The 13,566-nt window shown below is 57.0% G+C and carries 11 protein-coding genes and 1 pseudogene; 4 read left to right on the plus strand and 8 right to left on the minus strand.

Going from position 1 to position 13,566, the window contains the following annotated elements; translation table 11 throughout:
* Positions 1-47 precede the first annotated feature (47 nt).
* Positions 48-1,247, plus strand: a complete 1,200-nt coding sequence (locus tag D3260_RS07685; RefSeq protein WP_120098002.1) for a ribonucleotide-diphosphate reductase subunit beta — start codon at positions 48-50, stop codon at positions 1,245-1,247.
* A 53-nt stretch (positions 1,248-1,300) separates the two neighbouring features.
* Positions 1,301-2,170: an ImmA/IrrE family metallo-endopeptidase gene (locus D3260_RS07690; RefSeq protein WP_120098003.1), complete on the plus strand. Its 870-nt coding sequence runs from the start codon at positions 1,301-1,303 to the stop codon at positions 2,168-2,170.
* A gap of 657 nt (positions 2,171-2,827) precedes the next feature.
* Here the strand turns inward: D3260_RS07690 and D3260_RS17240 are convergent.
* The 5 genes and pseudogenes from D3260_RS17240 to D3260_RS07715 all read right to left on the minus strand — a co-directional run bounded on the left by D3260_RS17240 (position 2,828) and on the right by D3260_RS07715 (position 7,912).
* The gene (locus D3260_RS17240; protein ID WP_147418129.1) at positions 2,828-3,862 is read right to left on the minus strand and encodes a hypothetical protein; all 1,035 of its coding nucleotides are present in this window, start codon (positions 3,860-3,862) and stop codon (positions 2,828-2,830) included.
* A gap of 125 nt (positions 3,863-3,987) precedes the next feature.
* A pseudogene (locus tag D3260_RS17460) lies at positions 3,988-4,143 on the minus strand (IS3 family transposase); the annotation flags it as partial.
* Between the two features lie 243 nt (positions 4,144-4,386).
* Positions 4,387-6,162, minus strand: coding sequence for a DUF4105 domain-containing protein (locus D3260_RS07705; RefSeq protein WP_158583440.1), 1,776 nt, complete (start codon positions 6,160-6,162; stop codon positions 4,387-4,389).
* Positions 6,163-6,339: 177 nt separating this feature from the next.
* On the minus strand, positions 6,340-6,822 hold the full coding sequence (locus tag D3260_RS07710) for a DUF3015 domain-containing protein (RefSeq protein WP_120098007.1): 483 nt from the start codon (positions 6,820-6,822) through the stop codon (positions 6,340-6,342).
* A gap of 571 nt (positions 6,823-7,393) precedes the next feature.
* Positions 7,394-7,912, minus strand: coding sequence for a DUF2938 domain-containing protein (locus D3260_RS07715; protein ID WP_120098008.1), 519 nt, complete (start codon positions 7,910-7,912; stop codon positions 7,394-7,396).
* A gap of 132 nt (positions 7,913-8,044) precedes the next feature.
* On the opposite strand from D3260_RS07715, the gene D3260_RS07720 reads away from it, so the two are divergent.
* Positions 8,045-8,455, plus strand: a complete 411-nt coding sequence (locus tag D3260_RS07720) for a helix-turn-helix domain-containing protein (protein WP_120098009.1) — start codon at positions 8,045-8,047, stop codon at positions 8,453-8,455.
* Between the two features lie 146 nt (positions 8,456-8,601).
* On the opposite strand, the gene D3260_RS07725 is transcribed toward D3260_RS07720, so the two are convergent.
* Positions 8,602-10,302, minus strand: coding sequence for a PAS domain-containing methyl-accepting chemotaxis protein (locus tag D3260_RS07725; protein WP_158583441.1), 1,701 nt, complete (start codon positions 10,300-10,302; stop codon positions 8,602-8,604).
* Between the two features lie 487 nt (positions 10,303-10,789).
* On the opposite strand from D3260_RS07725, the gene D3260_RS07730 reads away from it, so the two are divergent.
* On the plus strand, positions 10,790-11,287 hold the full coding sequence (locus D3260_RS07730; protein WP_120098011.1) for a hypothetical protein: 498 nt from the start codon (positions 10,790-10,792) through the stop codon (positions 11,285-11,287).
* Positions 11,288-11,390: 103 nt separating this feature from the next.
* Here D3260_RS07730 and D3260_RS07735 read toward each other — a convergent pair whose 3' ends face one another.
* Both D3260_RS07735 and D3260_RS07740 read right to left on the minus strand, forming a co-directional pair.
* Complete coding sequence (locus tag D3260_RS07735; RefSeq protein WP_120098012.1) at positions 11,391-12,725, minus strand: ATP-binding protein; 1,335 nt, start codon at positions 12,723-12,725, stop codon at positions 11,391-11,393.
* Positions 12,722-13,435, minus strand: a complete 714-nt coding sequence (locus tag D3260_RS07740) for a response regulator (RefSeq protein ID WP_120098013.1) — start codon at positions 13,433-13,435, stop codon at positions 12,722-12,724. The genes D3260_RS07735 and D3260_RS07740 overlap by 4 nt, the downstream gene beginning before the upstream one ends.
* Positions 13,436-13,566: the final 131 nt, after the last annotated feature.

Below are 13,566 nucleotides of genomic sequence, written 5' to 3' on the forward strand. Positions count from 1 at the left end.
CCCGCGTTCTAAACCGTAATTAAAGCAGCACACGACAGGAACCCATCATGCTCGACTTCGAAGACACCCCGCGCCAAGGCACGCCGAGCAATCCGGGTGCGAGTTCCAACCCGAATCCGGCCGGTAACACGCCGGACCCGTTCGCACTGGACAAACAGGCCGAGGCGCCGCAGCCGTCGGCCGACGACGGTGGTGCCGTCACCGGCCTCGAACAGGTCGAGCTGGGCGGCGATCGCGTCTCCGTCGACGAAAAGCAGATCATCAACTGCCGCGCCGACGTGAACCAGCTCGTGCCCTTCAAGTACACCTGGGCCTGGGAAAAGTACCTCAACGCCTGCGCCAACCACTGGATGCCGCAGGAAGTGAACATGGCCGCGGACATCGCCACCTGGCAGGACCCGAACGGCCTCACCGACGACGAGCGCGAGATCCTGAAGCGCGGCTTCGGCTTCTTCTCCTCCAGCGAATCGCTGGTAGCCAACAATCTGGTGCTGGGCATCTACAAGCACCTCACCAACCCCGAATGCCGCCAGTACCTGCTGCGTCAGGCGTTTGAAGAAGCCGTGCACGGCCACTGCTTCCAGTACATCGTGGAGTCCTTGAACCTCGACGAGGGCGAGATCTTCAACATGTACCGTGAGCTGCCCAGCGTGCATAACAAGGCCGCCTGGGCCATGCAGTTCACGCAAAGCCTGTCGGACCCGAACTTCCAGACCGGCACGCCCGAAAACGACCAGAAATTCCTGCGCGACCTCATCGCCTTCTACGTCATTTTCGAAGGCATCTGGTTCTATGCCGGCTTCGTGCAGTTCCTGTCGTTTGGCCGCCGCAACAAGATGACCGGCACCGCCGAACAGGTGCAATACATCATGCGTGATGAGTCTATGCACCTGAACTTCGGCATCGACGTCATCAACCAGATCAAGATCGAAAACCCGCACCTCTGGTCCGAGGCCTTCCAGGAAGAAGCCCGCACCATGATCGACGAGGCCATGCACCTCGAAATCGAATCCGCCCATGACACCATGCCGCGTGGCGTGCTGGGCTTGAACGCTTCGATGTTCGATGAATACATGAAGTTCATTGCCAACCGGCGTTGCTCGCAGATTGGTCTCGCCGAGCTTTATCCCGGTGCGGAAAACCCGTTCCCGTGGATGAGCGAGATGATGGATCTCAACAAAGAGAAGAACTTCTTTGAGACTCGGGTGATTGAGTATCAGACGGGTGGGGCGTTGAGCTGGGATTGATTAATCTCGTTATGGATGCTTAATTGTGAAATAACAATCCGAGGAGATCACTGATGCCGTCTAGCGAACAAATAAGTGCGAGTAGAAAGTTGTTGCAGAACCCCTACGCATACCTAGACGACATCGGTGGATTCTCGGCACTCCCGGTGACTTCGAAGGGAGCGAAAAAACAGGCTGATAGAGAGACGATCAAAACATCCTTGGCCAAGCTCCGGAACGATATCTCGGTCGGCAAGCGACTTTCAGATAACGAAATAGCGCTGGCAGCTAGATGGGCCCATAAGCAAATTTGGCAAAGTAGAGATCTAATTTGGGGGACGAACTTACCCAAGGATCGGGCAGAAATGATCAATGCTGCCGAGCTTCTTGGACTGATTGGCTATAGGGTTAATCGCGAGAAAGTGCTTGGCCAATTTATGGTCGGCGGGCAACGCGCCGAAGTGGCCGGGATCTTGGATCGGGATAATGAGGAGGTTCATATTTCCCCGATGTTTGATCCCGAGGTGTGTAATTTTACGCTCGCTCATGAGGTAGGGCATGTATTGCTTCATGAAGGTACAGGATTGCATCGTGATCGTGCGCTAGATGGTACCTCTTCCAAACTTCGGCGAGTTGGCATCGAGTATGAGGCTGACAAGTTTGCCAGCTATTTTTTAATGCCCGAGAAAACACTAAAAGCGAAATTCAAAAAATTCTTTGGCACCGAACTTTTCGTCATTAATGAAGTAACAGCTTTTGCGTTTCAAAGAGATACGGTTTCAGCTTTTAAAAGTCAACATGCTTCAATAAGAGCGCTTGCTCGTAAGCTTGCCTCTGCCGAATCTTACGATGGGAAAAGGTTCAATTCTTTAGCTGCGCAGTTTGGAGTGTCGGTGGAGGCAATGGCGATAAGGATGGAAGAATTGAACTTGGTGCAATACTAGGAAGTTCCGAGTAAGCATCAGGCTGTCGGCCTTCACAATCAGTCTATAACTTTTTACTGGCTAATATTGAGAAATAGCCGGTAAAGGTGGTGCCGATATCTTACGTGCTGTTACCTTTTGACCTTTTGTCTTTTTTTTGAGAGAAAACGGTATGATTTTGCGCGACTACTTTTTTGCCGCTGTTTAGCATGATCACGCCTCAGTATGTCGGCAGGTGCGACTGCAATTAACAACGTAATTAACTGTAAGCCGGTAAGGATTAACAAGCTGGTATAGGATATACCGCGAAGAAGCTGGACCTGCGCCCTAAGCCACGGTATTTGTTCCAATAAAGGCTTTAGCACACTCAGCAGAAGTGCGACAGCAACTATCAGAGCCGCAAAAAAAATTGGTTGAATGAGCTTTTTGAGCCGTATCTCATCGCGGAGCGAGGTTTGCTCGTCAGAATGCCTAGCGGCTCTCGTTAGAATTTCCGGGTATATGATTGCTAGCCATGCTCCCATGACGCCGAACACTATCGCGGATGTATTACGAAGTGCTGCGTAAAGGGGCATTTGTTCCGACATAGGAATATGGCGTCCATACCAGTATGCGATAGCAGCGATGGCTGCCCCTATGGTTATGCCCACTAGTAGATGACGGAAAGCCATGTTCTGGTCAGTCTAAGAGATCAAGCATGCGCCGGCGGGTTCTCACTAGTTCGCTAAGCAGGGATCGGGAATTAACTACTTCCTCATTTGCTCGTTGAACCTCGATGTCGAATTTGTCGCGAGCAAGGCTATTACCGAACCATCGCGGTACTTGCTCACCCCGCATTATCACCCCAACATCTATCCACTTGCTGTCTCCGTCGGCGTCTTCTTCCCGCCATTGTTCGATAATGCCTTCTAGTTCGTCCTGCGTCGGCTGGTAGTCTATTTCGTACCGAACGTGATGAGTTTGCTGAATTTCCTGGGGTTCGCTAATACCAAAAGCGGTTAATAGGGTGCCCCATGGGTCTAAGTGATCGTCCACATAGGGTTCGAGCGCATTCTTTTTGATGAGGCGTCGAATATGCGCTTGGTTATCTCGGATATACTCGAGCTCCCCGGGCTTCCGGACGGGCTGTGATCGGAACCGCGGCCAAAAATGCTCAGGTTCGTCAGCGTCGTCGAAGGCGTATCCTAATATCTCGTGCTCTTCGTGGTTATCTTTATTGACGACTGTATAGCTGGAAAACTTAGCCATAAAATCATTTAGATAGCGGTAAAGATTTCTTCGGCCGTTCATCCTATTTCTGAAGCGAATAGTCGCGTAGACATTGCGCGCCGGAACAAACCAAAAATAGGTAGCAAAACCGGGGATGCTATTTTCAGGGATATCAGAGAACTGTACCTCAGTATTCCCGACGGCTTGTCTAGCAAGCACGCTTGGTATTGACCCATCAACGCTTGGAACTTCATTCCAAGTGACTAATAGAAAGTCGCCGGTTACGTCATCGGATACTAGGTCGAAGCAATAAGTCGGCATGCCGTCGTCGGAATCGTCGACCTCGAATGTGCACGTTTCGCCGAGTGCAAGCCCTCCTTCGTGAACCCATGTATGAAGCTGGCTCAAGATATCCGAAATATCACCGAAAGCTGCCTCATCTTCACCGGTTTTGTAATAGCCGCATTCGGTTATTTCGTAAAATCGAACACTTATTTCTTCCACGACGTGTTGGCCCCTTCCCCTAGATAGTGCAGAAAGGATAGTGGCTCAGGTTACATTGTGGTTCAAGCGGATAGAGAGGCTGATGGGGTCAGATTGAGCTAGCCCGGCTCCCACGGACAGGTCAATCAAGCAAAAGCCTGATGCGTTTCCTCCACTTCTAGCGGTGTTCGGTAACCCGGCGTTTGATGGATGCACTGGCGGTTATAGAACACCTCGATATATTCGAAGATCGCGGTACGAGCCGCTTGGCGGCTGGCAAACACGCGACGATCGATGAGCTCGGGAATAATAGGGGTCAGACCCCTAAAAAAACCTCGGGAGTAAGTTGTTGATGCCTCGATTGACCGGCGGCTGGTAGCCCGTCAATCGGGAAGATTTGCGGGCTTTTTCAGCAGCCTCCTAAAAAACCTATAGTCAGGTCGGCTGATCTGGTCCGGCTTTATTTCGAAGCCGATAAATCGATCTCGTCGAGGTTAAGCCCGCGAATACAACCTGACAAAGCGATGGTCGAAGGCCTCGATGTCCTAGAAAAAGTGCCGAAACGACAGCTGGCAGTCGGCTTGCCCTTGCGCGTTCCAGCTTTCGTACTCGCAGCGTGCCCGGAGTGCGTTGTTGCGCGATACCGGCAGGTTGGCGCTCAGGCCGGCACGCGTTCGATGGAATCCTTGGGCGAAATAACGCTGTGATAGCTCGAGGCCCCATTGCACCGTGGGCGTGATCCATAGCGCCCCGGCGTTGGCGCCCAGGCCGGTCCCGAACGTTGGCTCTTGGGTCGCGACGGTTTCCAGGCGTGCGGCCGCAAAGACGTAAGGCACCACGTCACCCACGCGCCAGGACAACCCCGGGCCACCGTCCAGGTACAGGCCCAGCTGGCGGGTCGAGCCCGCCGGCGTTTGCTCGAGGCCGCTGTCCACAAACCACGATATCGGCTTGAAGAAAGTGCCACGCGGGGCAATCGAGCGGATATTGACCAGTCCGAGACGTTCCAGCTCGATGTCGCCGTTGTCGTAGGCCCGCAGCTTTAAATCCAGGCCCTGAATACCGGCGCCTGTGGGGAAACCCTGGGGACGGTCGAGTACGTCGTGGTAGGTCATGCGAAACCCGAACTCGCCGTACGAAGCGCCGTCGATACGCCCGCCGGCCAGCGAGATCAGATGCGTGGCATGGCCTTTTTCGGGCGGCGCCGGTGGTGTCGCGGGCGCGGCCGCCGGCGCCGGATTCCTTTGTATCGCACGCAGCAAGGCCAGACTGTCATGCGCGGTGCTCTTATCGCGCTGGCGCGTGCGCCCATCGACGCGTAATGCTTGATACGCCACCTGGGCCACCCGGTGACGTGCCGCCGGTCGCAGATCCTGAAACGCCGGCGTTTCCAGCAATCCGGTATTCCGGGTCAGTCGCTTGGTCAGTGCCCGCTCGGAAGAACTCAATGGGTCTGCGTACCGCTGCAGCGTGTGGATCTTGGACGGCCGGTAATGGTTGTCGCTGACTAGGCCCGCATCAACGAGGGTACGAATGGTATGGACCGGCAGCTCGGCAAATCGCTGGCCGGCCAGCAGCGGTAAATCCGGACGCGCGACGTGAATCAGCTCAAGCAGGCGAAACGAGCAGTTCTCGTCGAAGAAGAAGTAATCGAAATTGACCCCGCGCAACTCCCAGAGATGCCGAACCAGCCAGTCGAGTGCGTCGTGATCCAGGTTCAACGGGTATTCCCATATATCCCGGTTTTCGATGAACCCGTATCGATGGATCGTTTCGACGTAAGAATTGACCGAGAACCGGCCCGGATAACCGCCGACCAGGCCGCGCCAGACATAAAGCGCCGAGCCGTCTGCGCCCGTCGACTGGGCGGAGAAATTGATGGCCCGAGAGAGATACGCCGATTCGGGCTTGGCCGAGGCGTCGAGTCGGAGCAGGGTATGGCCGAACATCGATGAAGGGCTATTCAGATACGCGGCCGGAAAAACCATTACGAGCCGCCCGATCGGCATGCGATCCCGCCAGTCCTGGTAGTCGGTGCAATGGGCGAGCGCATCGGTCGTGTCCCAGCCAAGTTGTGTGGCCACGAATTTGTAGCGTGCTGGATACCGGCATCGCGCCGGGCTGTCGGGCTTGGCCAGGGCCTGGATGGTGGCGGCTAGCTCGTCGGCCGCGTTGGTGGCGCCATCGGACGCCAGGAAAAAGTTCGGGTCGTCCACATAGCTTTCGCCCACGCCGCGCAGCGTCGCGCCGGGGTTGTAATGCAACAGCGCCTGCCAACGCGGTGTATCAGCCAGGCGCGCAATCGTTGCGGTATCGGGCATGGCCTGGGCGCTATCGCGCGCTGCCGCGGAAGAGGATATGCACACGCTGGCTGTGACCCCGACCAGGCCCAGCGCGAACCAGCACAAAAAACGCATCGCTACCTGCCACTAGACATAAAAAACCCTGCCAAGGCGAATGCCTGGCAGGGCGTGCATGGCCCGTTGGCCAACGCAGATTTACGAGGCGTAAACCTTCAGGCGTTCATCCTGGCGCATGACGGAATCGATATGCGTCATCACCTGCCCGGCATCGACATCCTGGCTCGGGAATACATCGGCAAAGTGTTGATGCATGACGGTATCAAAGTGGGCTCGGTCTTCCGGCTCAATGCCCATGGATACCGACAAGGCTGTGAGCGCCTCGCCATGGCCCACGGCCATATCCTGTGCCACTTCCTCCAGCATGCCATTCATCGCCAGAAGGCTCTTGCCGTCGTAGGTCAGCGCGCCACTCGTGTCACAACCATTGGTACCGCTGGTCATACCGAACGTTGCGTTGCCCGAAGTCCCGTTCACCGTTGTGGCCAGCAAGTGCACGGGCAAGCCGCTCTTGCCCTCGAACAACAGATTACCCCAGCCGCAGCCGTCCCCGCCGGGGGCGACAGCACTAGCCGACGCGCTCATACCCAACAACGCGGCGCCTACCAGAATCTTTTTCATAACTCCCTCTTTATTTGATTAATAACCCCAGAAGGCCATGATCCCCATGTGCCTTTCGCCTGACGATAGCTTGGCCTCGTGCAGCACACAACACATAGTCTTCTGAGGGCACCACAATGCGTCAGAATTCAAATGCCATCAACGCTTTTCTACATCGTGTGGGAGTGACAATAATTGTGACGTAAACGTAAATTATGGAATGTAATGGCCCGCAATCTAATTTCGCGTGTCGAGAATTCGGCATATTCGTCGCCGGTCGGCCGGCGACGTGCGGTTTGTTCATTCATGCTGGTTGCCCCATGCGTTGACGGATCAGGGCGTGGCTGCCTCTTTCGCAGCGTCATGAGATCAGCGTCGGCGTCGATTTTGGTCACTGCGCGGCTGCGACGATGTCGGGCGCCCTGGGTATAGGCCTATCGCGCATCGGCGCCGGCCGATGTTCGCGCGGGTGTCGATGGATTGGCCGCGCTGCGGTCTTGGCCGCCTTTCTTCGAGGGTGTGTCGACAGCGTTCTGCGTGGTCGCAGGAGATGCTACGGAATCGAACACGCCGGCCTGGTCAAGAAAATGGACTATACCGAGTTGGAGGGGATCAGGCCGGAGAGCGACAAAATGACGCCGCCGAGATACAGCCCCACTCCGAAGGAAATATGAGCGATCAGCGAGCGGATTCGTGCCGCATTCGGGCGTGCGCTGTGTGAAGCCGCCAGCCCGGCGCCGAATGCCGGCTGCATGATCAAAAAGGGGGCGGCAACGGATAACCCGCCGACGATTAATGCAGGCAGAAGCGTTGGATCGCTCGCCCACTCAAGGCTGCACGCTATGAGGAGAATGGCCGCGAAGACGAGGCCTATTGCGTAATGGACGAGCCAACCAATGAGCGCTTCACTCGCCACGCGGGGCGAATCGGCGATGGCGGCGTGGCTGAATTGCCCGCGCGACATGTGTCCGATCCAGCGACCAACGAGGGCGTAATTCAGGCCGGGAATGCCGAAGATGCGCTGTTGCATCCAGGCACATGCATCCATGAATGCGGTGGCAGTTATGCCGATGGCGGTCGCGGCACCGAGCGCGGTCACGAGGTCGTGCATGGGTCTGAAGTCTTTGCTTGTGTCGAGTTTCGCTCGCCTGAGCGCCGGTTGGGCAGTTCTTGTCTGGCGTCGGCGTTTACCGAGGCGCAGGGATAAGACACGATACGACTTCAAGTTGACTTGAAGTCAAGCATGCAACGGATCGATATTGGCGACGTGGTACGACGCTCGGGCGTGCCGGCCTCGACCCTTCGCTACTATGAATCGAAGAATTTGCTGAGCCCCGCCGGCCGGGCCGGACTGCGTCGATTATTCTCTGAAGATGTGTTTGAACGCCTTGCGCTGATATCGCTCGGTCAACGAGCCGGCTTCTCACTGGATGAGATCGCTGCGATGTTTGATGCGAAGGGGCAGACGGCGATCGATCACGAACAATTGCGAATGAAGGCGGACGAATTGGACGAAACCATTCGCCAACTCTGCGCCATGCGAGATGGGCTGCGACATGCCGCGTCCTGCCCGGCGTCAACCCATATGGAATGCCCGACGTTTCGGCGTCTGATTCGATTGGCATCGGCTGACCGCGTACGCAAACAACGGTAAAGCCGCGCCAGAGTCCGTCCGGAATATGCCATCACAGGTGCATGGCACCGTTTCTCGATTCAACGAGTTGCCAGTTTCAAACGAACAGTACGCACGCTGTCTCTGGCGTCTTTAGTAAACCGCGGCCTCTACGCGTGCCTGAACGATCAGGACGCAGGTGACGGCGCCGTCATGTTCGATACATCCAGCTTTTCATTCCGGGTCCGGAAGATCGCGGCGCTTTTTTCCAGGTCCTGTGCCTGTTCATTGAGGGCGCGGGCAGAGGCTGCGGATTCGTCGACCAGGGCGACGTTCTGTTGCCGCATTTCGTCCATCTGCGTGATGGCCACGCCCACCTGCTCGATTCCGGCACGTTGTTCACTGGCCGCTGTCGAGACGTCGTGCATCAACTGACTGGCACGCTGGATGGATTGAACGACCTCACCCATCGTCTCTCGCGTCTGATCAACCTCTGTCCCCCCGGTGTTGATACGCTCGCGGGATGACTGAATCAGCTGCTTGATCTGTTGCGCGGATTGTTTCGTGCTCTCGGACAACGCACGAACTTCGCCCGCCACGACCGCGAAACCGCGTCCGTGTTCACCGGCGCGCGCGGCCTCGACCGAGGCATTCAGTGCCAGCAGATTGGTCTGAAACGCGATATCGTCGATCACGCTGACGATCGTATTGATCTGTTCGGAGGACTCGCGGATCTGGCGCATCGTCTCGACCAGATCGCCAATCTGTTCGCCGCCCCGAGTGGCTGTATGGGAGGCCTGGTCGGCCAGTTCCGAGGCGGCGCGGGCATTTTGCTCGCCGCTGGCCACCGTGGCGGTCAATTCCTCCATGCTGCTCGATGTCTGTTCGAGCGCGGCGGCCTGGGCTTCTGTGCGGTCTGCCAGTTTCCGGTTGCCCTCGGCGATGCTCGAAGTTGCCGGCGTGACCACCTCCATGCCTCGTTTCACGTCTTTGACGATGTTGATCAGGCTGTAGCGCATGACGTTAAGCGAACTCATCACGCGTCCGACCTCGTCAGTTTGATTCGCCTCGATCTTCGCCGTCAGGTTACCGGCTGCAATCTGGCGACTGAGCGTCAGGGCCTCGCCCAGTGGCCGGGTGATATGCCGATTGAGTCGAACGGCCCAGCCAACGAGCGCCAGCGAAAAGATACAGACCATTATACCGAGCCCCCACAGCATCCGATCATGAATTGGCCCGGCCGCCGTTTCTGTCCCAGACGGTACGTCCGATGGCGTCAGCCCCGTATGTGCCGATGCGAGCTCAGACAGATGATGCGCCCCGTAGGCGCCCAGCAATGCAGTTGCCAAGAGCCCCAGAATGCCGACTGCGGCCATCAGCCCGAGTTGAAAGCCAAACGATACGTCGGTTAGACGGGCCAGACGGGCACGAAGCGAGTGCTCGCGTATCTCGCCCGAGGCCAGGTGTACACGTGGGGGCCGGCCTTCACGCATCCGTGCGTATACGCGGGCTGCCTGATCTTTTTCGGTCGCGGTGGCGGCACGCCGAACGGAGGCATAGCCAACCGCTTCCCCGTTCTGGATGATCGGCATCACAGTCGCATGGACCCAGTAGAAGTCACCGTTCTTGCGCCGATTCTTCACGATGCCGGTCCAGGTTCGGCCGGCACGAATCGTTTCCCAAAAGTCGGCGAATGCCTCGGGTGGCATGTCCGGGTGGCGGATCATATTGTGCGGTGCGCTGGCCAGCTCGCCCCAGTCAAAGCCGCTGACTTCGACGAACGTGGGGTTGGCGTAGACGATATGACTGTCGAGGTCGGTCTGTGAAATCAGATACTGATGCTCGCCCAGCACATATTCGGTGTCAGTAACCGGCGTATTGAGCCTCATGCGTGTGTCTCCAGACAGAAACGAAAGCGCTCGACCGCGCCGATTCGTTTCATAACGGCCAGAGATGCGAATTCTTGAGGGTTTGTCGCTTAATCCGAAGGTGGCCCGTTTTTTCGAGCAGATCATGCTTGGCTCGACTAAAAAAGGGCTAATGGGCCGCTATATGCTGCATATTTTTTCTACGCGCGTAGTCGGTGCGTGAGCCGTTGAAAGGGTGGCCATCCATACTGGAATAAAGCGTCGGCGTCAGTACGGGGCGCGGTTTGTCCGCGCTTTGAATGCTTTCGAAGGCCTCATGGCCTGCCTTTTTTGTGATCCGCAATTTTATTGCTCTAAATGAAGTTTCGAGCGGCCATCAAATGCTTTGCTTGCGATCGCAGTGTTATAAAAGCCGCGAAAGACAATTTCCTACCCGCGCTGAAACAGCGTCAAACCGGCTGTAACGATACTTGATCCGGCCGGCATATATTTTAAGAGGTATGACTCTGTGACGGATGAGGCACAGGACGCTGGTACGAAGCCGGCCCGACTTACTGATGAGCAAAAAGCGAAATTCCCGCTGATATCCCCCGAGCCGATCGATGATGTCGGGCAAACGCTAAAGGTATGCAGTTACCTCGTCATCGCGTTCGGTGTCGTGGCGTTGCTGACGGGGGGCTACAACATCATTTTCGGACCCGAAACAATTCGCTACAACGTGATTAAGGGGATGACATTCCCGCAGTTTCTACAAGCCTACCCGGGGCCGATCGCATCTCTCGGATTCATCGCAATTGCGCTGGGCCGTATGCTGGCGACCAAAGCCGATCAGATGCAGTTGGAATCATTCAACGAAACGCTCATAGAGACGCTCAGAGAAGAAGACATCGAAGCAGAAGACCTGGGCGATCAATACAAGCTGGATGTTTCAAAAAGAAAAGACGGCAATATCGAGATCGGGCTCGTCGATGTGTCACTTGCAGAGCCTCAAACTGGCGGCTCATAAGGCATAGTCGGCGTAGGCCGCGTGCTTCCAGGGCCGGGGCATGAAATCTTGAGCCGTGGCCGATCGAACTGGTGTTAGAAGCTGACGCAACCGTGTCAGTTTCTCAGACGTTGTGCGGCAGTGTAATCGTGACGCGTAGCCCCTGCGTTGAGAGGTTGTTGAGGACCAGATCGCCGCCGTGGGCGCGGACAATTGAGCGGGCAGCGCCGAGACCAAGGCCGACACCGCCGGTCCGCCTGTTGCGCGAGTTTTCCAGCCGGAAGAAAGGACGGAAAACGGCCGCTTGTTGATGGTGCGGGATGCCGGGGCCTGGGTCGTCGACGTACAGCCGTAGTTCGTGTTCCGTTTCATGTAGCGTGACGCGACCGCCGCGTCCGTATTTGACGGCGTTATCGATAACGTTGGTTAGCGCGCGCCGTATCGCATTTGGTCGTCCTTCTGCGATTTGGTGAGGAGGGCCGTCGAAAACGACGTTTGTGCTCGAGGCGGTGTCCTCGATCACCAGGTGAATGAGTTCGGACAGGTCGAAGCGGGTATGCGGTTCTGGATCGGTTTCATTGCGAAAGAAGCTGAGCGCGGCGTCGATCATGTGCTGCATTTCGTCGACGTCGCGGAATAGCCGGCTTTTCTGATCGGCATCTTCGATGAATTCGCCGCGCAGGCGCAGCCGAGTCAGTGGGGCGCGTAGATCGTGCGAGATCGCTGTGAGCATGTCGTTGCGATCGGTTACGAAGCGCTGGATGCGTTCTTGCATATGGTTGAAGGCTTCAATGACGACTCTGAACTCGCGGGGGCCGTGTGCTGGCATGGGATGCGCCTGGATATCGGTACTGAAACGATGTGCCGTATCGGCGGCCTGTTTCATGGGGCGCGCCAGGCGACGGCTGGCGAGAACGGCGACGACTAGTGTCGAAGCAAGTACGAATAGGCCAATGATGAAATAGCGGGTCGATTTATCGACGCCCCATAGGCGTTTGGTGGCGGTCAGAACCACCCAGGAACCGTCCGGTAGATCCACCGCGAGATGGTAGGCCGAAAGCGGCTCGCCGGTCTTGCCGAGATCACGGGGCGTGAAGCCGGCTGCACGTGCCCGCGGCCGATCGAGTAGCTTGCGGATCGTTTGGGTACCGTCCATCGTGTGCTGGCGTGAGATGGGCAATGGCACGTGGGCTTCATCGGTATACCAAGCCACGGCCACCCGAGATGTAGAGGCCGCCGCGGCGAGTTGCCGCCGTTGCGCTTTCGGCATACGGCCGATCGTATGGACGATGGCGGCAGCACGTTCACCCAGGCCGCCTCCGGGAAAGTCAGGGCGTGCCCATATACCGGCTAGATTGACGAATGCCGCGTTCAGCACGATGCATATCGCGATTGCGATCACGATGTTGAACGCGATCCAGCCGGATAGCGTATCGAGTGCGCCGCATCGTATCTTCACGAGGAGCGCTCGACGGATACATCGAACACGTAGCCGCCGTTGCGCACTGTTCGGATGATGTGTGGATGTGTCGCGTCGACCTCTATCTTGCGGCGCAGCCGACTGACCTGCACATCAATGCTGCGATCAAAGGCATCGTGCAGTGGGCCGTGGGCAATGTTCATGAGTTCGTCGCGCGTGAGGACGCGCCGGGCATGCTCGGCGAAGGCGAGTAGCAGTTCGAACTCGCCGGCGGAAAGCGGCGTGAGTGTATTGTCGGCCGAGCGTAGCTCACGCCGGGCCAAATCCAGCTGCCAGCCGCTGAAATGCAGTCGAGGACGTGGCGTGGCGATGAAGGCGCCCTCGAACGACTGGCTTCGTCGCAGCACTGCCCGTACGCGAGCGAGCAGCTCGTGGGCGTCGAACGGCTTGGTCACGTAGTCGTCGGCGCCGATCTCCAGGCCGATCACTCGATCGGTCGGGGCGTCGACGCCAGTGACCATGATGATCGGCAGCGCACGTGTCTGGCGCAGGCGACGACACAGGCTCAAGCCGTCCTCGCCGGGCAGCATCACGTCGAGAATAGCGAGATCATAGTGCGTCGACGCCAGACAGCGGTCCATTGCATCGCCATTGCCGGCGCTGTCTACGGCATAACCATAACGTTTGAAAAAACGCTGAATCAGGGTGCATATCTCGTCGTCGTCATCGACGATCAGAAGTCTGGGCATGACGTTTGAACGGTAGGGCGTTTGATACGAGAGCGACCGGGCCGAGCATAAAAGAAAAACCGCAGCCAAATATTTCCCGGCTGAAACATCGTGTCGATGCGGTTACATCGCCGAGAACGCCGAGAAACAAC

The organism is Salinisphaera sp. Q1T1-3, from assembly GCF_003602005.1.
Taxonomy (GTDB): domain Bacteria; phylum Pseudomonadota; class Gammaproteobacteria; order Nevskiales; family Salinisphaeraceae; genus Salinisphaera.